A 24,536-nucleotide genomic window follows, 5' to 3' on the forward strand; every position below is an offset into this window, starting at 1 on the left:
GACGATTCTACCCAAGGAAAGGTAATCAACGTGAACGAGTTGATCGGTCGCGTCTTCAGCTTCGAGAAGACGATCTTCCCCGCCAGCAGCGACTTGTTCGGCAAGCTGGCAACCCAGGGCCAGGAGCCCAAGGCGCTGATGATTTCCTGCGCGGATTCGCGCATCGTCCCCGAGCAGATCATGCAGGCCCAGCCCGGCGACCTGTTCGTCTGCCGCAATGCCGGCAACATCGTCCCGCCCTTCGCAACGATGAACGGCGGCGTATCCTCCACGGTCGAATATGCCGTCGCTGCCCTCGGCGTGCGCGACATCATCGTGTGCGGCCACTCGGATTGCGGCGCGATGAAGGCACTGAGCAACCCGGTCGGCCTCGACAAGATGCCCAATGTCGCAGCATGGCTGCGCCACGGTTCGGCGGCCGAGCATATCGTGACCACCTGCCACCCCGAACTGGGCGAGCGTGAGCGCGTGCGCGCCATCAGCCTCGAGAACGTGATCGCGCAGATCGCCCACTTGCGCACCCATCCATCGGTCGCGGCAGCTATCGCGCGCGGCGAAATGTCGCTCCATGGCTGGTTTGTCGACATCCACGCCGGCCAGGTCCTCGGCCTCGACGGCGATTCCGGCGAATTCGTGGCCCTGCGCGAGGATCGCGAACTGCCCGTCGCGCTCAAGGCCCGCACCCGCATCGCCACCGAATTGGCCGAGGCCGCGGAATGAGCAGCGCTGCCGCCGAAACGCGCAATGGGCCTTTTGCCTTCTTCGCGCGCGACTTCACGGCCTCGATCGTGGTTTTCCTGGTTGCCATGCCGCTGTGCATGGGCATTGCCATCGCTTCGGGCGTGCCGCCTGAAAAGGGCCTCGTCACCGGTATCATCGGCGGCATCATCGTGGGCCTCTTCGCCGGTTCACCGCTGCAGGTCAGCGGCCCTGCAGCAGGCCTTGCCGTCATCGTCTTCGAGTTCGTCCGCGAAAACGGCCTCGAAGCGCTCGGCCCGGTCCTGCTGCTGGCCGGCGTGATCCAGCTGGTGGCCGGCGCGCTCAAGATGGGCGGCCTGTTCCGCGCGATCAGCCCGGCCGTCGTCCACGGCATGCTCGCCGGTATCGGCGCGCTGATCGTCATCGGCCAGTTCCACATCCTGTTCGACGCCAAGCCGATGTCGAGCGGGCTGGAGAACATCGCGATGATGCCCGCCCGGGTTCTGGGTCTCGATCTCTCCAGCGTGTCCGCCACCGAGCTGGCTCTGGGCCTTGGCCTGCTGACCATCGTCATCATGCTCGGTTGGGAAAAGCTGCGCCCCAAGTCGATGGCTCTCGTTCCGGGCGCCCTGCTCGGCGTGGTCGCTGCCACCGCCGTGGCATGGATGCTGGGCCTGGGCGTGGCGCGGATCGAGGTACCTGCTTCGATCGGTGCGGCCTTCGCGCTGCCCACCAGCGCGGAATGGTTCGCCCCGCTTGCCAATCCTGGCCTGATCGTCGCCGCCGTGGCGATCGCCTTCATCGCCAGCGCCGAAACGCTGCTCTCGGCCGCCGCGGTCGACCGCATGCATGATGGCGTGCGTACCGAGTACAACAAGGAATTGCGGGCGCAGGGCATCGGCAACTTCCTGTGCGGCATGGTCGGCGCGCTGCCGATGACCGGTGTGATCGTGCGAAGCTCTGCCAACGTGCAGGCCGGCGCCAAGACCCGCCTGTCGACGGTCCTGCACGGTGTCTGGATCCTCGGCTTCGTCGCGTTGCTGCCCTGGCTGCTGCGCGAAGTGCCGATGGCTGCGCTGGGCGGCGTGCTCGTCGTTACCGGTTGGCGCCTCGTCAGCCTGAAGCATGTCCAGCACCTGCTCAAGGCCCACGGCTACCTGCCGGCAGCGATCTGGGCAGTGACGTTCATCCTGGTGGTAAGCACCGACCTCCTGACCGGCGTGCTTGTCGGCCTTGGCCTGTCGCTGGTCGAACTCCTGCCCCACGGCCGTAACCTCGGCCTCAAGGTCCATGAGCACGAGGACGAGGCCGGACCGCGTCTCGAGCTGCACGGCGCGGCCACCTTCCTCGGCCTGACACGGCTCAATGCGGTGCTGGAGCGCCAGCCCGCTGACCGGCCCGTCCACCTCGATCTCGATCGGGTGCGCGCCATGGACCACACAACGGCGGAAACGCTCAGCGAGTGGATCTCCCGCCGGCGACAGCGCGGCCACAAGGACAAGGTAACCGGCCCGGCCTCGATCCTGAAGCCGTTGCCGCTGGCGACCTGATAGAACTGACCCTGAGCAGTCGGACACCTCCACGTCCGGCTGCCATCTGCGGGCGGGTACACGCAAGTGTGTCCGCCCGCTTCTTTGTTCGGGCAAGCCCCACAGACAGGCAAGGGACCCCGGCGCCCGAATCTCCATGCTGCAGATGCGAAACACTTTGTCACGGAAAGGCAAGGCTGCGGACAACTTGCGCAAATAATGTCGACACGGTCATCGCGATACGCCTGCGCCACGCAGCGACAGGCGACGAGGTGACCGCAGGATGGAACACGAAGACACAAGTCAACATGAGGGTGTTCCAAATATGACGTTTCGTCTGCTTTCCGGCGTTGCCGGTCTCGCCGCCGCCAGCCTGCTCGGCACGGCGTCCCCTGCCCTTGCGCAGGAAGTTCCCGGCCCGATCACCGTTTCGGGCGAAGTCGCTCTCGTTTCCGACTACCGTTTCCGCGGCGTTTCGCAGACCGACGAGGAAATGGCAGTACAGGGCGGCATCAACGTCGAACATGAGAGCGGCTTGTACGCTGGCACCTGGGCGTCCAATCTCTCGGGCTGGGGCACTTTCGGCGGCTCGAACATGGAGCTCGACCTCTACGCCGGTTATGCCACCGAAATCGCCAGCGGCCTCAACGTCGACGTCGGCATGACCTGGTTCATGTATCCGGGCGGCGCCTCCGATACCGACTTCGCCGAAGTCTACGTCAAGGGTTCGACCACGTTCGGCCCGGCCGACTTCCTCGTCGGCGTCGCCTACGCGCCCAAGCAGCAGGCGCTCGGCAAGGTCTACAACAACGCCGCCAGCTACAACGCCGGCATCCCCGACAATCCGGGTGCCAAGTCGGACAACGTCTACATCTGGTCCGATGCCAGCGTCGGTGTGCCCAATACGCCGCTCACGCTCAGCGCGCACCTGGGCTATTCCAACGGCAACTCGGGCCTTGGCCCGAATGGCACGAGCATCGCGCCGACCGGTGAATTCCTCGACTGGTCGCTCGGCGCCGATCTCGCGCTCGGCCCGGTGACGCTGGGCGTCGCCTATGTCGACACCGACATCTCCAGCTCGGATGCCGCCTACCTGCAGCCGAACTTCGCCTCGTCGAAGGACGGCTCGAAGATCGCCGACTCGACGATCCTGTTCTCGATCTCGGCAGGCTTCTGACCTTGATGTCCCGCCCGGATGCGATGCGCGTCCGGGCGGGCATCTCCCTCTAGCTTCGCCGCGCGCCCGTCTGGCCGAAGCGCGCGACCAGATCGTAGAGATCTCCGCGAAAGTGCTGGCGCACGAAAGTGATGCTGTCCTTGCCGCGCCATGTCCTGCGCTCGACCAGCAAGGTTGCCGTACCGGGCACAACCTCCATCCAGCTTGCCACTTCAGCATCCGCACCTTCCGCTGCAATGCGCGTCTCGGCTTCGTCCCAGGGCACGTGCCGCAGCAGCCATGACCCCGGCGCCTGCTCGGCAAAATCGACGAATTCGATATCCGGCACTGCCGTCAGGTCGACCTGGCGATGCTCGACAGCAAAAGCCGCATCGTTGGCGTAGTGAACCCCTGCCAGAGACAGCACCCGCCCTCGCTCCGGCCCGAAAGGACTGTCGGGCCCTTCGGTGATCTCGCGCTTGCGCAAGCGATACTGGTGCACTTGTCCCCGCGCCGCGATCTCCTCGGCCAGATCGGGAATGTCCAGCACCATCGAATGCACCCGAGGCCGGGACACGAACGAGCCGGCACGCTTGCGCCGCTCGATCAGTCCGGCGGCAGCGAGCGCGGACAGCGCCTTGTTCACCGTCATGCGCGAACAGCCGTAGTGTGCCATCAGGTCCGCCTCGGTCGGCAGCCGCTCTCCCGGAGACAGCTCGCCCGAAACGATGCGCGCCTCCACTTCGGCGCGAATGCGTTCGCCCAGCGGCAGTGTCATTGCGTCAGCCGCTTGAGGGTTAGCGCGAAGTGATCGACGATCGCACCGCGCCGGACATGGCGGCCATCCCGTACGATCCGGCAACCACGCCGCCACACGCTTTCGATAGCGCCCTGTCCGGCGGAAAATACGAAGGCATCGAGCAGCGCATCGTCGCTGCGCCCGATCAGCGACGGCGCATCGGCGCGCAGGCTCACCAGATCGGCCGGCGATCCCGGGGCAAGCGGCGCTGGAGCGGCCAGTGCCTGCGAACCGCCAGCCACCCCACCATGATACAGGAACCGACCGGTCGATCCTCCGCCCGGTTCTGTCAGGCAGTTGCGGCCATGGTGCGAGAGGCGCTGGCCATATTCGAGCAGGCGGAGTTCTTCGGTCATGTCGATCCGGATGTTGGAATCGGAGCCTATGCCAAAGCCCAGCCCACCTGCCAACGCTGCGGCAGCGGGAAAGATGCCGTCGCCCAAGTTCGCCTCGGTCATGGGGCAAAGCCCCGCAATCGCGCCGCTGCCGATCATGCCCCTCCACTCCGCCTCGTTCACGTGGGTTGCGTGGACGAGGCACCAGTCGGGTCCGACCTCGGCATTGTCGAGCAGCCACTGCACCGGCCGCGCACCGCTCCAGGCAAGGCAATCGTCCACTTCGCGCTGCTGTTCGGCGATATGAATGTGCACCGGGCCATCATGCCCCAGCGCGGTCACCTCGGCCAATGCGGCGGGCGTGACCGCACGCAGCGAATGCGGGGCGATACCGAGGCGCGCATCGTGCAATCCCGCCAGCGCGTGCCGCGAGGCATCAAGCAGCCGCGCGTAACTCTCTGGATCGGTAACGAAGCGCCGTTGCCGAGGTGAGGCAGGCAACCCGCCGAAGCCTGCCTGCGCATAGAAAACCGGCAACAACGTAAGCGCTATCCCGGTCTCGGCGGCGGCTTCTGCAAGCGCTGCCGCCATGCGCGCCGGTTCTTCGTAAGAATGGCCGGAAGGATCGTGATGCAAATAATGGAACTCGCCAACGCGGGTGAAGCCCGCCTCCAGCATCTCCATGTAGGCGAGCGCGGCGATAGCCAGCATCGCTTCGGGATCGAGCCGATCGACGAAGCGGTACATCGCCTCGCGCCAGGTCCAGAAGCTGTCCTCACCCTCGCCGCGATACTCCGCAGCGCCTGCCATGCCGCGCTGGAAGGCGTGGCTGTGCAGGTTGGGCATGCCGGGCAGTCCGATGGCGTGGCGCCTGTCGCCGGGCCGCGGCGCGGCATCGGGCGTGATCGACACGATCAACCCGTCCTCGAGCACCAGACGCACGGCGCGCTGCCAGCCGCCGGGCAGGAGCAGGCGTTCGAAATGCAGCACCGTTTCCGTGTTCATGGCGCGACTCCATCGGCTCGATTTAATGTCTATACATTATTGCACGTCCATGCCAAGATTTCACTCTCGAAATGGAGGCCGCGATTCTCGTGAAGTGCGACAGGGTCTGGATGAATGCGCGTCTGGCGACGATGGCCGGACCCGGTCTCGGCGTGGTCGAAGACGGCATCGTAGCGGTGCGCGGCGGCAATATCGCCTATGCGGGACCGCGCAGGCAGGCTCCGGACTTCGCAGCTGTCGAGACGGTCGATTGCGCGGGTCGCTGGATCACCCCGGGCCTGATCGATTGCCACACGCACCTTGTCTACGCGGGCAACCGCGCGCAGGAATTCGAACTGCGGCTCGCCGGTGCGAGTTACGAGGAGATCGCCCGCGCCGGTGGCGGCATCGTCTCGACCGTGGCGGCGACGCGCGCCGCCAGCGAGGACGAACTGGTCGCAAGTGCCCTGCCCCGCCTCGACGCGCTGATCGCCGAAGGCGTCACCACCATCGAAATCAAGTCGGGCTACGGGCTCTCGCTCGATGCCGAACGGCGCATGCTGCGCGCTGCCCGCCGACTTGCCGACGAACGCGCCGTCGGCGTGACGACAACCTTTCTTGGCGCCCACGCCCTGCCTCCGGAATTCGCCGGTAATGCCGATGGCTACATCGATACCGTGGTGCGCGAAATGATCCCTGCGCTTGCCGCCGAAGGGCTGGCCGATGCCGTCGATGCCTTCTGCGAAAGCATCGGCTTCACGCCCGCGCAGACCCGGCGCATCTTCGAGGCGGCGCGCCGGGCCGGCCTGCCGGTCAAGCTCCATGCCGAGCAGCTGTCGAACCGGCACGGTGCAGCCCTTGCTGCAGGTTTCGGAGCACTCTCGGCCGACCATCTCGAATGGCTCGACGATGCCGGCGTCGCCGCGATGGCCGGTTCAGGCACTGTCGCCACCCTGCTGCCCGGAGCCTTCTATTGTACCCGCGAGAGCCGCGTTCCGCCGATCGAAGCCTTGCGCGGCGCGGGCGTACCCATGGCGCTTGCTACGGACAGCAACCCCGGCACATCGCCGATGACGTCGCTCCTGCTGGCGATGAACATGGGGGCGACGCTGTTTCGCATGACTGTCGAGGAATGCCTGCTCGGCGTTACCCGTCATGCGGCCCTCGCACTCGGGCTGGGCGACAGGATCGGCACGCTGGAGGCAGGCAAGGCCTGCGACCTGGCAATCTGGGACATCGAGACCCCGGCCGAGCTTGTCTACCGCATCGGCTTCAATCCCCTTCACGCCCGCATTCGGAGAGGCCAGTGAATATCGTTACCCTGAAGCCCGGCAGCGTTCCGCTGGCCGACTGGCGCGCCATCTACCGGGGGGCGCGTGTCCGCCTCGATGCCGGGGCGAACGAGGCCATTGCCCGCGGCGCGCAGGCCGTGGCCCGCATCGTCGCGCGCGGGGAGCCGGTCTACGGCATCAACACCGGCTTCGGAAAGCTGGCCAGCATCCGCATCGAGGATGCCGACCTTGCCAAGCTGCAGCGCAATATCGTCCTGAGCCATGCCGCCGGTACGGGCGAGCCGACGCCCGTCGAAGTCGTCCGGCTGATGCTCGCTCTCAAGCTCGCCAGCCTGACCCAGGGCGCATCGGGCATCTCGGCACGCACGGCGGGTCTGCTCGAAGCGATGCTCGAAAGGGACATCACACCGGTCGTGCCTTGTCAGGGGTCGGTCGGCGCGAGCGGAGACCTCGCGCCGCTTGCCCACATGGCGGCAACGATGCTGGGCGTGGGCGATGTCTTCGCGCGCGGTGAACGCATGGCAGCCGCAAAGGCGCTGGCCGATGCCGGACTGGAACCTGCCGAGCTTGGCCCCAAGGAGGGTCTCGCCCTGCTCAATGGCACGCAGTTCTCCTGCGCCTGGGCACTTGCGGGGCTGTTCGAGGCCGAACGCCTGCTGCAATCCGCACTGGTCGCAGGCGCCCTATCGACCGAGGCGGCCAAGGGATCGGACGCGCCCTTCGATCATCGCATCCACACGTTGCGCGGCCATGCCGGCCAGATCGCCGCCGCCGATGTCCTGCGCTGCCTCATGTCCGGTTCGGCGATCCGCGCCTCCCATGTCGAGAACGACATACGCGTGCAGGACCCCTACTGCCTGCGCTGCCAGCCGCAAGTCATGGGTGCCGCGCTGGATGTGCTGCGGCAGGCGGCCGGGACCCTTGCCATCGAGGCCAACGGCGTCTCGGACAATCCGCTGATCTTCCCTGAAACCGACGAGGCGCTGTCGGGCGGCAATTTCCATGCGGAGCCGGTCGCTTTCGCCGCCGACATGATCGCGCTGGCCATCTGCGAGATCGGCTCTCTTTCCGAACGCCGCACTGCCATGCTGGTCGATCCCGCGCTGTCCGGCCTGCCCGCCTTCCTGACGCCCGAGCCCGGGCTCAACTCCGGCTTCATGATCCCGCAAGTGACCGCCGCCGCGCTCGTTTCCGAGAACAAGCAGCGCGCCTATCCCGCCAGCGTCGATTCCATCCCGACTTCCGCCAACCAGGAAGACCATGTCTCGATGGCTGCGCACGGGAGTCGTCGCCTCGTGGCCATGGCCCGCAATGCCACCGCTGTCGTCGGCATCGAACTGCTGGCCGCCGCGCAAGGATGCGACTTCCATGCCCCGCTACAATCGAGCGAGGCGTTGGAGGCAGTCAGGCACGCCGTGCGCGCAAAGGTCCCTGCGCTTGGCCCGGACCGCCATTTCCATCCCGACCTGGAAGCGGCCAATGCGCTGATCCGTTCGGGCGCCATCATCGCGGCGGCAGGCGTCGAGCTGCCGGGCGTGGCATGAGCGACTGGCTCGACATAGACCGCGGCGATGCACCGCTGATCGTCTGCTTTCCGCATGGCGGCACTGCGATCCCGGAAGCCATCGAGGCGGGCCTGAGCTCGCCCTGGCTGGCGCGCAAGGATGCCGACTGGCGCATCGCGCAGCTCTACGCCTTCGTGCGCGACATGGGCGCGACGACGATCCGCACCGCCATGTCGCGCACGGTGATTGACTGCAATCGCGATCCTTCCGGCCTCTCACTCTATCCTGGCCAGGCGACTACCGGCCTGTGCCCGACCGAAACCTTCGACGGTGAGCCTCTCTATTCGGCCACCCGGCCCGACAAAGCCGAAATCGCACGGCGCCGGGCGAACTGGTTCGATCCCTACCACGCGGCCCTGCGCGACGAGATCTATCGCCTGCGCACCCGCCACGATGACATCGTCGTCTACGACGCCCACTCCATCCGCAGCCGCGTGCCGCGCCTGTTCGAAGGCGAGCTGCCGCAATTCAACGTGGGCACCAATGGCGGTGCGACCTGCTCTCCGGCGCTACGCGAGGCCGTCGCCTCGATCTGCGCTGCCAGCGGGCACAGCCATGTTGTCGACGGGCGTTTTCGCGGTGGCTGGACCACCCGCCACTACGGCGCGCCCGACATCGGCATTCACGCGATCCAGATGGAACTCGCGATGCGCGGCTACCTTACCGAGCCCGAGGCGCCCTCGCCCGACAACTGGCCCGCCCCGCTTGGCACGCAGCCCGCCGTCCTGCCCGTGCTGCACCGGATCATCCAAGCCTGCCTAGACTTCGCGAAAGGAAGATCATGACCCGCCTCGACAATTCGCGCCGGATCGTCCCTGCGACCGGAACCGAACGCACTGCGCAAAGCTGGCTCACCGAAGCGCCCTTGCGCATGCTCATGAACAACCTGCACCCCGACGTGGCCGAGCGTCCCGAAGAACTGGTTGTCTATGGCGGCATCGGCCGCGCCGCACGTGACTGGGAAAGCTACGACCGCATTGTCGAGACGCTGCGCCGCCTCAAGGACGACGAGACGCTGTTGATCCAGTCGGGCAAGCCGGTCGGCGTGTTCCGCACCCATGCCGATGCGCCGCGCGTGCTGCTTGCCAATTCGAACCTCGTACCGAAGTGGGCGAGCTGGGAGCACTTCAACGAACTCGATCGCAAGGGACTGGCGATGTACGGCCAGATGACCGCAGGTTCGTGGATCTACATCGGTAGCCAGGGCATCGTTCAGGGCACTTACGAGACTTTCGTCGAAATGGGCCGCCAGCACTATGGCGGCGACCTCACCGGGCGCTGGCTGCTTACCGCCGGTCTTGGCGGCATGGGCGGCGCGCAGCCGCTCGCAGCGGTCATGGCTGGGGCTTCCTGCCTTGCCATCGAATGCCAGGAAAGCCGCATCGATATGCGTCTGCGCACAGGTTATCTCGACCATCGCGCCGCAACCATCGAGGATGCCATGGCGATTCTCGAAAGGGCCCGCGCCGAAGGCAAGGCCGTCTCGGTCGGCCTGCTCGGCAATGCCGCCGAGGTGCTGCCCGACATGTTCGCGCGCGACATCCGCCCCGACTTGCTCACCGACCAGACGTCCGCCCACGATCCGGTGAATGGCTACCTGCCCCTGGGCTGGACCGTCGCCGAATGGGTCGAGCGCCGGGAACGCGAACCCGAAGCGGTGGCCAAGGCCGCCAAGGCCTCCATGGCGGCCCACGTTCGCGCGATGCTCGACTTCCATGAAGCGGGCGTGCCCACGGTCGATTACGGCAACAACATCCGCCAGATGGCCAAGGACGAAGGCGTCGAGAACGCCTTTGACTTCCCCGGCTTCGTCCCCGCCTATATCCGCCCGCTGTTCTGCCGCGGGGTCGGCCCGTTCCGCTGGGCCGCGCTTTCGGGCGATCCGGAGGACATCTACAAGACCGACGCCAAAGTGAAGGAACTGCTGCCCGACGATACCCACCTGCACCGCTGGCTCGACATGGCGCGCGAGCGCATCCACTTCCAGGGCCTGCCAGCGCGCATCTGCTGGGTCGGCCTGGGCGATCGGCACCGGCTCGGACTTGCCTTCAACGAGATGGTGGCGAGCGGCGAACTCAAGGCCCCGGTCGTGATCGGCCGCGACCACCTCGATTCCGGTTCGGTCGCCAGCCCCAATCGCGAGACCGAGGCCATGCGCGACGGCTCGGACGCGGTTTCGGACTGGCCCCTGCTCAACGCCCTGCTCAATACCGCCAGCGGTGCAACCTGGGTCTCGCTACATCACGGCGGCGGCGTCGGCATGGGTTATTCGCAGCATGCCGGCATGGTCATCGTCGCCGACGGCAGCGACGCGGCAGCGAGGCGTCTGGAGCGCGTCTTGTGGAACGATCCGGCCAGCGGCGTTATGCGCCATGCCGATGCAGGCTACGAGATCGCGCTGGACTGCGCGCGCGAAAAGGGACTGGACCTGCCCGGTATTCTCGGCTGACGATTGCCTATCCCGCTCATCCCCGGCTAAAGGCTCCGCCATGGACAGGTCACCCATTCTCGTCGTCACCACCGGCGGCACCATCGACAAGCAGTATTTCGACGCGCTGAGCGAGTACCAGATCACCGAAAGCGTGATCGAGAAGCTGCTGAAGATCGCGCGCGTGACGCATCCGTTCCGGATCGTCGAACTGATGCGCAAGGACAGCCTCGAGCTGACTGACGAGGATCGCGCACTGATCGCCGCGACGATTGCCAATGCGCCGGAGAAGCGCGTCGTCGTTACCCACGGCACCGACACGATGGCTGTAACGGCGCAGGCGTTGGCGCACCTCACCGACAAGACTGTCGTGCTGGCTGGCGCGCTGGCCCCGGCAAGGTTTTCGGAGAGCGATGCCGCGTTCAACCTTGGCATGGCCTTCGCTTGCTGTCAGGCGGCCAGCCCCGGGGTTTGGATCACGATGAACGGGTCGGTCTTCGATGGCCTGAAGGTCCGCAAGGATCGTGAGGCAGGCACTTTCGTCGAGGTCTGATTGACACCTTAGGTCCGCCGCGGAACCGAAACGGACCCATCTTCCCTCAGAATACGCAGAGATCCGGAGCGACCCGTTCGCGCCTCTCCAATAAGTAGGCCCTTAGCCTGCAGATAGGAGGCGCAGGCCGTGGCCGCTCACGACTTTCGCCTTCTCCCCCGCTGTCGGCAACGGCAGATACGTCGCCCCGCACCCTCCCGTGCCCCGGTCGACATGGTGAAGGGAGCGTCGATGACTCTCGTGACACGGCTCGATACAGGCTTGGAGACAGCGCTGGCCCGCGCACCGATCGGTGCCATGTGCGTTGACGATACCGGCGTCGTCTCCTGGGCCAATGCCGCCCTCGCCGCGATCCTCGGGGAAAGCGATCCTGCCTCGCTGCACCAAGGACTGATCTATGCCCGGATGGCCGACGACGACGCGGACACGCTGCGCCAGATGCTGGACATGTCGGTCGAGGCCAGCAGCGGCCGCACATGGCAGTCCGCGCTTCTTGACATCGACGGCAACAACCATCCGGTCGACCTGACGCTGGGAGACGGTCCCGGCTCTGCCGGTCAGCACACCATCGTCTACGTCCGGAGCCTCATGCGACAAGTCGCCGCGGAACGCCGTTTCAGCCAGATCTTCGAGAATCTGCCGCTCGGACTTCTGCTTGTCGACGACCGGCAGCGCATCGTCCAGGTCAACCGGACGCTGGCAGACGAGTTCGGCTACAGTCCGGAGAGCCTCGTCGGCCAGCCGCTCGATTTGCTGGTGCCGGACCGCTATCGCCATGGTCACGCTAGCCACGTTGATGGCTACATCGCCGCGCCCAGCTCGCGCATGATGGGTTCGGGGCGCGATCTGACCGGCCTGCACAGCTGCGGTGAGGAACTGCCGGTCGAAATCGCCCTCACCCGGCTCGAACAGCCCGACCGGCCGCTGACCATGGCGATCGTCAGCAACATCTCGCAGCGCAAGAGCGCTGAAAGCGCACTGCAGCAGACCAATGCCCAGCTGGAGGAATTCACTTATGTGGCCAGCCACGATCTGCGTGCCCCCCTGCGCGGTATTGGCGACCTGGTGAGCTGGATCCGCGAGGATCTGGGCGAAGACAAGCTCCCGCATGACGTGCGCCACAACTTCGATCGCATCGCCACGCGCATCGCTCGCGCCGAGCAGATGATCGATGACCTGCTGGACTATGCCCGGGCCGGCACCCCAGATACGATGATCGAAGTGATCGATCCGCACGAACTGGTCGCGGAGGCGCTCGCTCATGCGATGGTGCCGGAAAGCTTCAGCGTCGAGTTGGACATCGCCGGCGGCCCCATAACGGCCCCGCGCGCCCCCCTTGCCACCTCCTTGCGCAATCTGATCGGCAATGCCGTGAAACACCACGGCCAGCGCTGCGGTAATCTGCGCATTACCTTGCGCGAAGAAGGCCGCTTCGCCGTCTTCACCGTTGAAGACGACGGTCGCGGCATAACCGAGGGCAACGAGGAACGCATCTTCAAGCTGTTCCACCGCGCTTCTCCCGGCACGGACGGTGACGGCGTCGGGCTCGCCTTCACCCGGCGTATGATCAACGCGCATGGCGGAATGATCACCGTCGTGCGCGGCAAGGGCAAACTGGCCGGTGCCTGCTTCGAAGTACACTGGCCCCGAATCCTGCTGCGGGAGAGGGACAATGGCTGAAACCGGCGAAATGGCCGAGGCCGATGACCGTGCTGCACTGGCCGATTGCACGGTCCTCATCGTCGATGACGACGATGTCGCCATCGAAGGCGTGCTACGAAGTTTTCGCAAGCATCACGTCCCCTGCAAGACGCTGACGGCCGGAGACGGGAGCGAAGCATTGGCAGTACTCTCGGGCGATCACCCCGACAAGAAGCTGACGACGCCTGTGATCGTCCTGCTCGACCTCAACATGCCGCGCATGGACGGCTTCCAGTTCCTCGAAGCCGTACGCGCGGACACGCGATTGCGGCGCACGGTGATCTTCGTCCTTAGCACCTCCTCGCGCGATCAGGACCGCTGCCGCGCCTACAACGAGCAGGTGGCCGGATACATGGTCAAGTCCGAGGTCGGGCCGCAGTTCGCCCGCCTTGCGGAGTTCATGACCAAGTACACTTTGACCCAGGAACTCCCGTAAGAGCAGGCTTTCAAGGACCCCCACGATGAAAGGCTTTTCCAAGACCGGCAACGGCCTGTCCGCCCTGATCGTCGATGACGACGACGTCGATCGTGAACGGCTGATCCGCATGCTCAGGCGCTGCCCACGCGACATATCCATCACCGAAGCCACATCGCATGCCGAAGCGATGACGCTTATCCGCAAGCCGGCCAGCCACTTCGACATCGTCTTCCTGGACTTCGGCCTGCAGGATGGTGACGGACGCGATCTCATTCCCGCGATCCGTGACGAAATCGATCCCGACTGTCCGATCGTCGCCGTGACCGGAAACAGCAACGAACAGATCGCGGTGGATTCGATCAAGTCCGGCATGACCGAATTCCTCGCCAAGCGTCAGCTCTCGCAGGAACAGGTTCTTGCCTCGATCGAGGAAGGGATTGCCTGGCGCAAGTACCGGCAGGAGCTGCGCCGAGCGGAAGAGGAACTGACCCACCGCAGCCTGCACGATCCGCTGACGGACCTGCCCAATCGCACCCTTTTCTTCGACCGGCTCGGCCAGTGCTGCGCCCGCGCCCGGCGCCATGGCGATTCCTTTGCCGTACTGATGGTCGATCTCGACCGGTTCAAGGAGATCAACGACAGCCTCGGCCATGCCGCCGGCGACCTGACCCTGACCGTGATCGCCCAGCGCCTGCGCAGTCATTTGCGCGAAGTGGACACGGTCGCGCGACTTGGGGGTGACGAATTTGCCGTCATCCTGCAGGCCATCGATTCCACCGAACTGGCCCTGAAGATGGGCAGGAAGCTCACCGACCTGATCGAACAGCCGGTCGCCTGCGGCAACCACATGCTCAACGTGGGGGGATCGATCGGCATCGCCCTTTGCCCCGAGATGGGCACTGCCGCGCAGACCCTGCTCTCGGCGGCCGACGATGCGATGTACCTGGCCAAGCGCGGCATCGACAAGGTCGTGAAAGCCACCGACAGCCAGACACGACCGGGCCCTTCGCTGGATCGCAAGGGTATGCTGGAGGAACTGGAAAACGCGATGTCATGCGACGCCGTCGATTGGCACTGGCAGCCCAAGGTCGAATTGCGATCGGGACGAGTCCTCGGTTTCGAGGTCCTCGTGCGCTGGCGCCATCCTACCGGGGCGCCGGTGCCTGCCGACCAGCTGATCCACACCGTCGAGCAATCGCCATTGCTCGAATCCTTCACCAACCATTGCCTCAACAAGGTGCTGGGTCAGTTCGCGCAGATCCAGGACCGGATCGACGAGGCGACCATCGCGATCAACATATCGGCACGGATGCTCGAAAGGGCCAAATTCATCGAGAACCTGCCCCAGCTGATCGCCCGCCATGGCGTCAATCCACGGCGTCTGATTTTCGAACTCACCGAGACCGCACTGATCGCCAATCCGGCTCAGGCACAGCGCGTGATCGAAAGGCTGCGCGAAAACGGAATTGGCCTGTCCATCGACGACTTCGGATCGGGCTTCACCTCGTTCGGCTACTTGCGCGAATTTTCCATCAGCGAAATCAAGATAGACCGCTCATTCATCTCGCGCTTCACCGAAAGCCGGTTCGACCAGTCTCTGGTCAACAGCCTTGTCGTGCTTTGCGAGAACCTCGGCATCTCGCTTGTGGCCGAAGGCGTCGAAACACCCGAAACACAGCAGTTGCTCACCACCCTGGGCTGCAACGCCGGACAGGGATACGGGATCTGCCGCCCCATGCCTTACGAAGATGTCCTGCCCTGGATGACCCAGCGCGGCGACGCAACGCCGCAACACCGGCTGCGCGCATGAATCAAGCCGCAACCGGTACGATCAGAAACTCAGGGCCGCGCCTTGGGCTACCGTTTCCACGCGCCCGGCCACCCAGATCGAGCCGTCCGCTTCCTGCGAGCAGTGGACATGGCCGTCGGCACCGGTCCTCTGCCCCTGTCCGGCAAGGTAGCTGCCACTCGCCAGGCCTTGCCCGAACAGGTACTGCGCCACCGCGGCATTGAGGCTTCCCGTCACCGGGTCCTCCACCATCGCCTCGGTCGGATTGGCGAAGAAGGCCCGCACTTCGAATTGCTTGTCGTGCCCCGGCCCCCAGGCGCCAAGCAGGCCGACATCGGTGGGCATCGGCGCACGCGGCACCGGGTTTGCGGCCACCACCTGCTCGGCTGACTTGAGGTGAAGGAGCTTCCAGCCCGGTCCGTTATCGGCATGCACGGCTGCGATCACCTGGTCTTCCGCCACACCGGTAAGGCGGATGGCTTCGGCCCGGTCCTCGTCCGACAGCGGTCCGGTGCGCAGCAGGTCCGGTGCGCGAAATGCCAGCCGGTCGGCATCCTGCCGCACTTCGACAAGGCCTATGCCGCATTCCTGCATGATCCTGCCCGCATGTTTGGGAACACCGCCCGAGGCAAGCCAAACATGGGCCGTGCCCAGCGTCGGATGCCCGGCGAAAGGCAGCTCACCCGCCGGATAGAAGATACGTAGGCGGTAATCGGCGGCGGTGTCGGTCGGCGGCAGGATGAAGGTCGTTTCCGAATAGCCGAGCCATCGCGTCAACTTCAACATCGCGTCGGCTTCGAGATCCTCAGCTCCGCGCACTACGGCCAGGGGATTGCCGCTCAGCGGTCCGGACCCAAAGACATCGACGAGATCGATTTGCACCTAATGAACCTTTCATCATTGCAGTTCACTTCATCGCAGGATTACATCGGTCTGTCTCCAGTCCCGGCGACCCAACGAACCGTTCATCCGGCGTTGGGTTCAGGTGAACCAAAAAGCAATTCAAAGGTTCAAGACAGGCACTTGCAGGAGGACGCAATGTTCAAGAAATCCATTCTGGCTTTCACGGCCGCCGCCTTGGCGATCCCGGCCGTGCCGGCCGCTGCCGATCCGCCGCCGTGGGCACCCGCGCACGGCTATCGCGAAAAGGAACGCCATCACCGCATGTACGATTCGCGCGGCCGTTATTACGAACCGCGTCGCATCACGCGCCGCGACCGCGTCTGGCGAGGACGCGATGGCCGCTATTACTGCCGCCGTGACAACGGTACGACCGGTCTGATCATCGGTGCCGGCGTCGGCGCTCTCGCCGGGCACGAACTGGCGGGTAACGGCGACAAGACGCTTGGAGCGATCCTTGGCGGCGTTGCCGGCGGCCTGCTCGGCCGCACCATCGACCGCGGCGATCTCAAGTGCCGTTGACCTGAGCGGCATTGCCTCAAGACGCATGGGGCGTCCCGTCGAAACCGACGGGGCGCCCTTTCGCTTTGCGTCCATCTGGCGCAGCGATAGTTGCGAAGGACTGGAATTCCAGCGCTATCCCCGGCCGGCTGTATATGCTCCAATAAGGCCGATGACCCAAAACGACATTCCTGAAGCCACATGACCATGCGACCGACGATGATGGTGACGGGCGGCGCGAAACGGATCGGCGCGGCCATTGCGCGTGCCTTCGGAGCCGCCGGTTGGCACGTCGTAATTCACTACGGCCAGTCGACGGCGCAGGCCGAGGCGCTGGAGGGACAGCTTCCTTCCGCCGAAATCGTCAGCTGCGACCTGGGCGATGGACAGGCCGCCGTTGCACTGGTGGAAAGCCTTGCCGCCCGGCTCCAGGACTGGCGGGTGCTGATCAACTGCGCAGGTGTGTTCGATCTCGATACGGCAGAGGCGCTCGACACGTCCACCTTCGCCAAGGCGATGCAGGTCAATGCGTGCACCCCGGCGCTGCTTGCCCAGGCTTATCTGCGCCATGCGCAGGCAGAGGGCGGGCGACGGGTGATCCATGTCACCGACCAGAAGCTGCTCAACCCCAATCCGGACTTCTTTTCCTATACGATGAGCAAGCATGCGTTGGCCGCAACCATTCCGATGCTGTCGATGGCCCGCACCCATGCCGAGGATCGCATCTATGGCATTGCCCCCGGGGCCATCCTGGCCAGTCATGACCAGACCGAAGCCGAAACCGAAGTGTCCCACCGCATGAACCTGCTGGGTAGCAAGACCACGCCGCAGGACATTGCCGAAACGGCCCTGTTCCTGGCGCAGGGCTGGCTTGCGAGCGGAGAAACCGTGTTCGTCGATTCCGGCCAGCACCTTCTCGCCCAGGAGCGCGATGTTCTGTTCCTCGCCCGGCAATAGCGTAGCTGGTTCCGGATAAGTCCTTGCCAATGGCCAATTGCCGGCTACGCTGCCCTCATGGCCCGGAACCATTCGCACTGCGACAGGTTCAGGCTCCGTAGGTAAAAGAATTATCCAACGGGATCATAAGCATATGTCGAAGATGTTGCTCGAACGATTTCTCGGCAAGGCGGTTCGCAAGGGCATTCTCGAAATCACCTATTCGGACGGCACCCGGACGCGCAAAGGCTCGCCGGAACCCGGTTTTCCCGAAGTCGCCGTGCGCTTCACCGATCCCATAGCCGAGCGCAAGATCATCCTCGACCCGCGACTGGGCGCTGCCGAGGCTTTCATGGACGGTCAGCTGTTGGTTGAGCGCGGCGACATCATGGAACTGGTCCAGCTCCTGCGCGCCAATCGACCGTGGGATCGCGGCGGCAGTTTCGGCGAAGGATCGAGACTCAAGAAGATCGGAACGCGCGCGCTCACCGTAATCGACGGCATCAACAAGGCCGCCCGCGCCAAGGCCAACGTCGCCCACCACTACGACATCGGCAACGACCTTTACACGCTGTTCCTCGATCGGGACCACATGCAATACAGCTGCGCCTACTGGCCGAATGCGGACGGAAGCGACAGCATGTCGCTGGAACAGGCACAGGAGGTCAAGCTCGCGCATATCGCCGCCAAGCTCGCGCTTGCTCCCGGCCAGCGGGTGCTGGACATTGGCTGCGGTTGGGGCGGCATGGCGATCTACCTGGCAAGGCATGCCGACGTTCAGGTTCTTGGCATCACCTTGAGCGAAGAACAGCTTGCCCTCGCGCGCAAGCGGGCCGAGGCCGCGGGCGTGGCGGACCGAACCCGCTTCGAACTGGTCGACTACCGCGATCTTGCGGCCCAGGGGGAGAAGTTCGACCGCATCGTCTCGGTCGGCATGTTCGAGCATGTCGGGCAGGCGCAGTTCAACCGCTTCTTCCAGGACTGCGCGAAGCTGCTCGTCGACGACGGTATCATGCTGCTGCACACCATCGGGCGCATGGGCGGCCCGGGCTCCACCGACGCCTTCACCCGCAAGTACATCTTCCCGGGCGGCTACATCCCCGCGCTGAGCGAAACCGTCTCGGCCAGCGAACGCTATCGCCTGATCGCCGCCGACGTCGAGAACCTGCGCCTGCACTACGCACTGACCCTGCGCGAATGGTACAAGCGCTGCGTCGCCCACAAGGACGAGATCGTCGGCCTCTACGGAGAGCGCTTCTACCGCATGTGGATCTTCTACCTCGCCGGCGCCACCGCCGCGTTCGAGAGCGGGAGCATGTGCAACTACCAGATCCAGTACACCCGCAGCCGGCGGGCCCTGCCCCTCACCCGCGACTACATGGCCGCGCGCGAAAGGGACCTGCTTCGCGCCGGGTGATTGCGGGCGCTTTTTAACACTGGCATTGCGCCGAACCGCCCCCGCTGTTAGGCGCGCGTCGCAATTCCAGCGTCGATTCCAGCGGAGCTCGCAAGCGTCATGTCCGATATCAAGAAGGTCGTCCTCGCCTATTCCGGTGGGCTTGATACCAGCGTCATCCTCAAGTGGCTGCAGGTCACCTACAATTGCGAGGTCGTGACCTTCACGGCCGACCTCGGCCAGGGCGAGGAGCTTGAACCCGCTCGCGCCAAGGCCAAGCTCATGGGCATTCCCGACGAGCACATCTACATCGACGACCTGCGCGAAGAATTCGTGCGCGATTTCGTCTTCCCGATGTTCCGTGCCAATGCCCGCTACGAGGGCGACTACCTGCTCGGCACCTCGATCGCGCGTCCGCTGATCTCCAAGCGCCTCATCGAAATCGCCCACGAGACCGGCGCCGACGCCGTCGCCCACGGCGCAACCGGCAAGGGCAACGACCAGGTCCGCTTCGAGCTGTCGGCCTACGCGCTCGATCCGAACATCAAGGTCATCGCTCCCTGGCGCGAGTGGGACCTCAATTCGCGCACCGCGCTGATCGCCTGGGCCGAGGCCCACCAGATCCCGGTGCCGAAGGACAAGCGCGGCGAAAGCCCGTTCTCGACCGACGCCAACCTCCTGCACACCTCGTCGGAGGGCAAGGTGCTCGAGGATCCGTGGGAAGAGACCCCCGACTACGTCTATTCGCGCACCGTCAATCCCGAGGATGCGCCGGACCAGCCGGAATACATCACCGTCGACTTCGACAAGGGTGACGGCGTCGCGCTCAACGGCGTGGCGATGAGCCCGGCCACCCTGCTCACCCAGCTCAACGAGCTGGGCCGCAAGCACGGCATCGGCCGCCTCGACCTCGTCGAGAACCGCTTCGTCGGCATGAAGTCGCGCGGCATGTACGAGACGCCGGGTGGCACGATCTACGCCGCTGCCCACCGCGGGATCGAGCAGATCACGCTCGACCGCGGCGCCGCGCACCTCAAGGACGAGCTGATGCCGAAGTACGCGGAACTGCTGTACAACGGCTTCTGGTTCGCTCCGGAGCGCGAGATGCTGCAGGCCGCGATCGACCACAGCCAGCTGCGCGTCAACGGCACCGTCCGGCTCAAGCTCTACAAGGGCATGGCCTCGGTGGTCGGCCGCAAGTCGCCCGATTCGCTGTACTCCGAACGCCATGTCACGTTCGAGGACGATGCGGGCGCCTACGACCAGAAGGACGCCGCCGGATTCATCAAGCTCAACGCCCTGCGTTTGCGGTTGCTGGCCCAGCGCGACGCTTCCTGAATCCTCTCAAACGGTTAACACATTCCGGCGGTCCGTTGCCAAAGCGCGACGGGCCGCTTTTGCATGAGTCCCCTTTTTGCGTTGCGGCATGTAGGAGTCCCCCACACCTGAAACGGGACGGAGTGGGGAATCTTGGCAGTTCGACCGGGCAACCGGAAAGCAAACCTGCTTGTCGCGCTTGCGGCACTGGTCACGCTTCCGCTTGCAGGCCCCATCCACGCCGCCGACGTTGCCGTGCCCGAGCTGGCCCCGCAGCAGGCCGCACCGGCGCTGACCGCGCCCGCCGCTTCCACCGTCACGACCGGTGATGTCGCCCCCGCCGCCGCCGAAATCGACGCGCCCGAGTTCGATCCGATCGGTTCGGGCATGGCGAGCTACTACGGCCGCCAGTTCGCCGGCAACCGCACCGCCAGCGGCGACCTGTTCGACCCGCAGGCGCTGACCGCGGCGCACCGCACCCTGCCCTTCGGCAGCAAGGTGCGCGTGACCAACGAGGCGACCGGCGATTCAGTGATCGTCACCATCAACGACCGCGGGCCGTTCCACGGCAACCGCGTGATCGACCTCAGCCGCGCCGCCGCGGACGAGATCGGCCTGACCCGCGCCGGCAAGGGCCGCGTGGAACTGGCGCTCCTGGCCAACTGAGCCTTCTTCTTTCGGTTTTCCGCTGGGCTTTTGCATCGGGGGGCTTCGACAGGCTCTGCCTGAGCGGGTCCTGCGCCTGAACGCGCATCACGCCCTAACCGGCCCTGCCCCGCATCCCTGTGAAAAGCCTGCGCGCTTTCGGCAGATCCCTCACCGCGAAAAGTCGGCCAGCGCGGTGGTGGGAGGGGGGTGGGAGCATCACCGCGCCGGCCTTCACTTGCGATAACATCGGCCCCGGCAATCCGTTCCCGGCGCCTGCGGATTTTTCGAAAGACGCCGCAAGGCCCTGCAGGTTTACACGGTTTACACTGTCCAGAGAGGTACGGCGCGGGCCCGTCCAGCGACTTGTACTCCATCGGCGGCGCGTCATCCGCATCGCCGCCACAGTCCTGCCCGCCCGCATCGGGAGAGGCGAATTCGGCTGGCAGATCGTCCAGCCCCGGCCCGATCCAGCCGTCCCAGGCGACCACGCCCTGCCCTTCGCGCACGTCCGCTTCGCGCTCCTGCCGGGCCTGCCGCAGCACTGCGTCGACATGGTCGCAGGCGCGGGCCTGCCATGCGTCCCAGTCCTGTCCGGCCCCTTCCGGGTCCGCCGGGGCGCAATCGACATAGTCGCGGCGCGAGAGCGGCAGGACCCGATCGGGCGCGGCCTCGTCCAGCATGGGATCGAACGCCGGATCGAGCGCCGGATCGAGAGGAGGCTGGAAAAAGTCCGCGTCCGGCGCCTCGCCCGAGAGCAGCGCCAGCACTTCATCGAAGCGACCGGCCTGCTCGCTTACGTGGTGCTGCTCGGCCAGCCGGTCCAGCCGCGCGAGGTGGGCCAGCAGCAGGCGGGAATCGTAGCGCCGCCGCCGCCCGACCAGCTCTCCGCGAAACCACACCGCCTCGTCCACCCCGTCGATCGCGCGGGTCGCCAGCACTTCCTCGGCATGGGTGCGCGCGAGAAGCAGCGCGGCGGACCAGCCTTGCGCAAAGACCGCATCGCGCCGCCGCAGGAGATAGGCGGAAGTCCGGCTCATCCCCACTTGCGCACAGGCCGCGCGCACATCGCCCCGGTCGGCAAGGTGGTGGAGGAAGGCAACCTTGCGCGCATCGCTCCAGCCGTTGTGGGGCACGCCGTCCCCCTCCCGCTTGGCGGAGGGGGCAGGGGTGGGCATTCCATCCCCCTGCCCGTCCCGTTCCCCCTGCACGCAGCCCCGGGCCTGCCCGAAGGACGAGGCCGACAACAGCGAGGCCGCCCCGGCGCCGCAATCCCGGTCGAAATGGTCAGGGCAAGCGGAGGCGGGCCAATCGTCGGACGGCAGGCCGATATCGCGCGAAGCCGGTATCCACCCCCGCCCGAAGCGCGTGGGCGGCGCAGTGTCGCCTGCCATTGCCGCAGAGGGACCGGATGACGGGCCGGAACCCGGAGCCGCGCCATGCGGCGCGCCGGGCGTGGCTGGACTGGAACTGTCGGACATGGTTCACCCCCTCGAACTGGAGCATCAGGACCGGCGCGAATGGCCCGCGCCGGGGTGAACCGGGGTATTTATGGCATGTGGGGGTGTGTAGGAAAGTGATTACAATTTAGAAACACCTGACTTGGTCATGCGGACTCTGCTTGGCATTCCATTCTGTGGGTAACAGAGCCTAAAGTATTTTAAGCAAATACAGATTCCCACACAGTGACAATATTCCAGAGTGATGCACGGCTTGGGCTATGAGAAAAATTGAGAATCTAGTTCGATCTATTTCTATTAAGTATTACCGATCCATAAATAATGAACGACTGCGCGACCTAAAACAGGTGAACGTCATAACTGGCGGAAACGATATTGGAAAATCCAATGTAATAAGAGCTTTGAAGCTTTTCTTCCATGAAACCAATGATCGCGATAGAAAAATAGATTTCTACGATGAGTTTTCACACTCCCGACTCAATGTCGTTCGTCAGGAATCCGTTAAAGGCAGGCAGTTTATACAGATAGAAATTGAATTTAATTGTGTTGGCGCTTTTGAAAAGACTCTACCTGATCGATTTAAAGTTCGGAAAACTTGGTTCAAAGACAGCGCCATCCCAACCAGGATCGACAACGACCTAGACAAAGCGATAAAAAGCGGAAAACTTCAAACAACTTTGACGAAGGCCGAAGGAAGTCTCCAAAGATTTCTGGGATCAATAGTATTCACTTATGTTCCAGCAATCAAAGATAGGGATTTTTTCTCTTCAGTTTTAGATGAACTTCAGTTTGTTCTCGTCAATCAGAGTAATAGCTCAACGTCTAGCCTAGACACCGAGCTAGAGAAGTTCAACGCCGAACTTCAAAATACGGCGGAAGAACTTAGAGATGAATTCAAGAAAAAAACAGGAATAGCAGCAAGAATAGCCCTACCATCGGACTATCGACAGTTATTCCGAGCATTCAAAGTTAATACAGATGGCGAATTTGGAGATCACGTATCGCTAGATAATCGTGGCGATGGCGTTCGCGTTCGCTTTCTTCCAGCAATTATGAACTACATTGCTGAGAGGTCGGGGAAGTTGCACATCTGGGGGTTTGAAGAACCCGAAAACTCGATGGAGTACCGCCGGGCCTTCGAACTGTCCCAAGCCATGGGTCAAAATTATTCGAAGAATGCACAAATATTCATAACGACACACTCTCCTGCATTTATTGATATTAATGATGAAAATCAGGCCGTTTTCCTTGCCTCACGATCCGGATCAGACACGAAATTACATAGATTAACCAACCAAAACATAGATGACATAAAAAATGAAGATCCTGATATAATCATTGCGAATGAACTCGGCCATATTCAACTTATGGACTCTTTGAGGCAGAAGTTAGAAGAGAAGATTTTGCACACCGAGAAACTTCAGGATTTAGCTGAAGAGAAAATCGAAGAGCTAAAAGCACTTCAAAAGCCCGTCATTTTGACCGAGGGTAGAAATGATGTGAAAGTATTACAGGAAGCTTGGAAGCGCCTTCGACAAAACGAATGCCCTTTCGAAATAAAATCATGCAGCGTTGTCGATGATGATGAGGGCGAAGCAGGGGGGGCAGATCAACTAGCGAGTTGTTTACGTTCAATTTTACCAGATCACCCACATACAGTTATTGGATTATTTGACAGGGACGATTCTGGTTTGAAGGCGTGGAAGTTAGATAAGAACTTCTCACAGATTCATTCGAACGAAGATATAAAATCTTCTTCAAGCGGCAAAGCACATGCAATGCTATTACCCGTGCCGGAATTTGAGCCTGCCTTTAAAGATAGCCACACCTTGTGTTTGGAATTGATGTTCCCTGAGACAGCCGTCCGAAAAGAAATTGAGGGAAATAAACTTTCGCTTGTACCTATTAAAATCATCCATAAGCTAGGCGCTGTTGAGCTAAAACAAGAGGATGGGACTAAATTATGGCAGATGCGCGTTTCAGGTAACAAGAAATATTTCGCCGAAAAAATTGTCCCAACTCTTAACGATGATGATTTCAAGGAATTTGATAAAATTTTCCAAGCGGCGGAAAATTTAATAGATAAAAATTCTCAAATCACCTAATTCATATGGGCAGGATATTAAAATAACT

Annotated in this window: 21 protein-coding genes; 18 read left to right on the top strand and 3 right to left on the bottom strand. The window is 63.6% G+C overall.

Annotation, left to right across the window (positions count from 1 at the left end):
- Positions 1-30: 30 nt before the first annotated feature.
- The 3 genes from J3474_RS14790 to J3474_RS14800 all read left to right on the top strand — a co-directional run bounded on the left by J3474_RS14790 (position 31) and on the right by J3474_RS14800 (position 3,405).
- Positions 31-720 carry a carbonic anhydrase gene (locus J3474_RS14790; RefSeq protein ID WP_207094671.1) on the top strand — a complete coding sequence of 230 codons (690 nt, stop codon included), beginning with the start codon at positions 31-33 and terminating at the stop codon, positions 718-720.
- Positions 717-2,249, top strand: coding sequence for a SulP family inorganic anion transporter (locus J3474_RS14795; RefSeq protein WP_207094672.1), 1,533 nt, complete (start codon positions 717-719; stop codon positions 2,247-2,249). Before J3474_RS14790 ends, J3474_RS14795 begins: the two co-directional genes overlap by 4 nt.
- A gap of 304 nt (positions 2,250-2,553) precedes the next feature.
- On the top strand, positions 2,554-3,405 hold the full coding sequence (locus J3474_RS14800) for a TorF family putative porin (RefSeq protein WP_207094673.1): 852 nt from the start codon (positions 2,554-2,556) through the stop codon (positions 3,403-3,405).
- A gap of 49 nt (positions 3,406-3,454) precedes the next feature.
- Here the strand turns inward: J3474_RS14800 and J3474_RS14805 are convergent, their stop codons facing one another.
- Positions 3,455-4,162 (bottom strand): GntR family transcriptional regulator, encoded by a 708-nt coding sequence (locus J3474_RS14805; protein WP_207094674.1) that lies wholly within the window; start codon positions 4,160-4,162, stop codon positions 3,455-3,457.
- On the bottom strand, positions 4,159-5,523 hold the full coding sequence (locus J3474_RS14810; protein WP_207094675.1) for a formimidoylglutamate deiminase: 1,365 nt from the start codon (positions 5,521-5,523) through the stop codon (positions 4,159-4,161). The genes J3474_RS14805 and J3474_RS14810 overlap by 4 nt, the downstream gene beginning before the upstream one ends.
- Before the next feature lie 89 nt (positions 5,524-5,612).
- Between J3474_RS14810 and hutI the strand changes: the two genes are divergently transcribed.
- The 8 genes from hutI (at position 5,613) to J3474_RS14850 (ending at position 15,269) form a co-directional block, all read left to right on the top strand.
- On the top strand, positions 5,613-6,812 hold the full coding sequence (gene hutI, locus J3474_RS14815; RefSeq protein ID WP_207094805.1) for an imidazolonepropionase: 1,200 nt from the start codon (positions 5,613-5,615) through the stop codon (positions 6,810-6,812).
- A complete protein-coding gene (hutH, locus tag J3474_RS14820; protein WP_207094676.1) occupies positions 6,809-8,338 on the top strand; it encodes a histidine ammonia-lyase in 1,530 nt (509 codons plus the stop codon). Before hutI ends, hutH begins: the two co-directional genes overlap by 4 nt.
- Positions 8,335-9,144, top strand: coding sequence for an N-formylglutamate deformylase (gene hutG / locus J3474_RS14825; RefSeq protein ID WP_207094677.1), 810 nt, complete (start codon positions 8,335-8,337; stop codon positions 9,142-9,144). Before hutH ends, hutG begins: the two co-directional genes overlap by 4 nt.
- Positions 9,141-10,808: a urocanate hydratase gene (hutU, locus tag J3474_RS14830; RefSeq protein WP_207094678.1), complete on the top strand. Its 1,668-nt coding sequence runs from the start codon at positions 9,141-9,143 to the stop codon at positions 10,806-10,808. The genes hutG and hutU overlap by 4 nt, the downstream gene beginning before the upstream one ends.
- 40 nt (positions 10,809-10,848) lie before the next feature.
- Positions 10,849-11,340: an asparaginase domain-containing protein gene (locus J3474_RS14835; protein ID WP_007011799.1), complete on the top strand. Its 492-nt coding sequence runs from the start codon at positions 10,849-10,851 to the stop codon at positions 11,338-11,340.
- 231 nt (positions 11,341-11,571) lie between these two features.
- Complete coding sequence (locus J3474_RS14840) at positions 11,572-13,020, top strand: PAS domain S-box protein (protein ID WP_242528419.1); 1,449 nt, start codon at positions 11,572-11,574, stop codon at positions 13,018-13,020.
- Positions 13,013-13,477 (top strand): response regulator, encoded by a 465-nt coding sequence (locus J3474_RS14845; protein WP_242528420.1) that lies wholly within the window; start codon positions 13,013-13,015, stop codon positions 13,475-13,477. The genes J3474_RS14840 and J3474_RS14845 overlap by 8 nt, the downstream gene beginning before the upstream one ends.
- Before the next feature lie 25 nt (positions 13,478-13,502).
- The gene (locus J3474_RS14850; protein ID WP_207094679.1) at positions 13,503-15,269 is read left to right on the top strand and encodes a bifunctional diguanylate cyclase/phosphodiesterase; all 1,767 of its coding nucleotides are present in this window, start codon (positions 13,503-13,505) and stop codon (positions 15,267-15,269) included.
- A gap of 21 nt (positions 15,270-15,290) precedes the next feature.
- On the opposite strand, the gene J3474_RS14855 is transcribed toward J3474_RS14850, so the two are convergent.
- Positions 15,291-16,130, bottom strand: coding sequence for a PhzF family phenazine biosynthesis protein (locus tag J3474_RS14855; protein ID WP_207094680.1), 840 nt, complete (start codon positions 16,128-16,130; stop codon positions 15,291-15,293).
- A 156-nt stretch (positions 16,131-16,286) separates the two neighbouring features.
- Here J3474_RS14855 and J3474_RS14860 point away from each other — a divergent pair, with 156 nt between their 5' ends.
- From J3474_RS14860 to J3474_RS14890, 7 genes are all read left to right on the top strand, one after another.
- Complete coding sequence (locus tag J3474_RS14860) at positions 16,287-16,670, top strand: glycine zipper 2TM domain-containing protein (protein WP_041558887.1); 384 nt, start codon at positions 16,287-16,289, stop codon at positions 16,668-16,670.
- A gap of 180 nt (positions 16,671-16,850) precedes the next feature.
- Positions 16,851-17,606 (top strand): SDR family oxidoreductase, encoded by a 756-nt coding sequence (locus J3474_RS14865; protein ID WP_207094681.1) that lies wholly within the window; start codon positions 16,851-16,853, stop codon positions 17,604-17,606.
- Positions 17,607-17,739: 133 nt separating this feature from the next.
- The gene (locus tag J3474_RS14870; protein WP_207094682.1) at positions 17,740-19,002 is read left to right on the top strand and encodes a cyclopropane-fatty-acyl-phospholipid synthase family protein; all 1,263 of its coding nucleotides are present in this window, start codon (positions 17,740-17,742) and stop codon (positions 19,000-19,002) included.
- Between the two features lie 99 nt (positions 19,003-19,101).
- Positions 19,102-20,319, top strand: coding sequence for an argininosuccinate synthase (locus J3474_RS14875; RefSeq protein ID WP_013832970.1), 1,218 nt, complete (start codon positions 19,102-19,104; stop codon positions 20,317-20,319).
- A gap of 132 nt (positions 20,320-20,451) precedes the next feature.
- Positions 20,452-20,964 (top strand): septal ring lytic transglycosylase RlpA family protein, encoded by a 513-nt coding sequence (locus J3474_RS14880; protein WP_207094683.1) that lies wholly within the window; start codon positions 20,452-20,454, stop codon positions 20,962-20,964.
- Positions 20,965-21,497: 533 nt separating this feature from the next.
- Complete coding sequence (locus tag J3474_RS14885; protein ID WP_207094684.1) at positions 21,498-22,358, top strand: hypothetical protein; 861 nt, start codon at positions 21,498-21,500, stop codon at positions 22,356-22,358.
- A 305-nt stretch (positions 22,359-22,663) separates the two neighbouring features.
- A complete protein-coding gene (locus J3474_RS14890; protein ID WP_242528421.1) occupies positions 22,664-24,508 on the top strand; it encodes an ATP-dependent endonuclease in 1,845 nt (614 codons plus the stop codon).
- The last annotated feature ends 28 nt before the right edge of the window (positions 24,509-24,536 follow it).

Source organism: Novosphingobium sp. PY1, assembly GCF_017312445.1.
Taxonomy (GTDB): Bacteria; Pseudomonadota; Alphaproteobacteria; order Sphingomonadales; family Sphingomonadaceae; genus Novosphingobium.

Bases quoted from the DNA above. Each gene is read 5' to 3' on its own strand.
- J3474_RS14795 (WP_207094672.1), top strand. From the start codon at position 717: ATGAGCAGCGCTGCCGCCGAAACGCGCAATGGGCCTTTTGCCTTCTTC.
- J3474_RS14810 (WP_207094675.1), bottom strand. From the start codon at position 5,523: ATGAACACGGAAACGGTGCTGCATTTCGAACGCCTGCTCCTGCCCGGC.
- J3474_RS14845 (WP_242528420.1), top strand. From the start codon at position 13,013: ATGGCTGAAACCGGCGAAATGGCCGAGGCCGATGACCGTGCTGCACTG.
- J3474_RS14805 (WP_207094674.1), bottom strand. From the start codon at position 4,162: ATGACACTGCCGCTGGGCGAACGCATTCGCGCCGAAGTGGAGGCGCGC.
- J3474_RS14870 (WP_207094682.1), top strand. From the start codon at position 17,740: ATGTCGAAGATGTTGCTCGAACGATTTCTCGGCAAGGCGGTTCGCAAG.
- J3474_RS14865 (WP_207094681.1), top strand. From the start codon at position 16,851: ATGACCATGCGACCGACGATGATGGTGACGGGCGGCGCGAAACGGATC.
- J3474_RS14885 (WP_207094684.1), top strand. From the start codon at position 21,498: ATGGTCGCAGGCGCGGGCCTGCCATGCGTCCCAGTCCTGTCCGGCCCC.
- J3474_RS14850 (WP_207094679.1), top strand. From the start codon at position 13,503: ATGAAAGGCTTTTCCAAGACCGGCAACGGCCTGTCCGCCCTGATCGTC.
- hutU (WP_207094678.1), top strand. From the start codon at position 9,141: ATGACCCGCCTCGACAATTCGCGCCGGATCGTCCCTGCGACCGGAACC.
- J3474_RS14890 (WP_242528421.1), top strand. From the start codon at position 22,664: ATGAGAAAAATTGAGAATCTAGTTCGATCTATTTCTATTAAGTATTAC.
- hutG (WP_207094677.1), top strand. From the start codon at position 8,335: ATGAGCGACTGGCTCGACATAGACCGCGGCGATGCACCGCTGATCGTC.
- J3474_RS14860 (WP_041558887.1), top strand. From the start codon at position 16,287: ATGTTCAAGAAATCCATTCTGGCTTTCACGGCCGCCGCCTTGGCGATC.
- J3474_RS14875 (WP_013832970.1), top strand. From the start codon at position 19,102: ATGTCCGATATCAAGAAGGTCGTCCTCGCCTATTCCGGTGGGCTTGAT.
- J3474_RS14840 (WP_242528419.1), top strand. From the start codon at position 11,572: ATGACTCTCGTGACACGGCTCGATACAGGCTTGGAGACAGCGCTGGCC.
- J3474_RS14835 (WP_007011799.1), top strand. From the start codon at position 10,849: ATGGACAGGTCACCCATTCTCGTCGTCACCACCGGCGGCACCATCGAC.
- J3474_RS14800 (WP_207094673.1), top strand. From the start codon at position 2,554: ATGACGTTTCGTCTGCTTTCCGGCGTTGCCGGTCTCGCCGCCGCCAGC.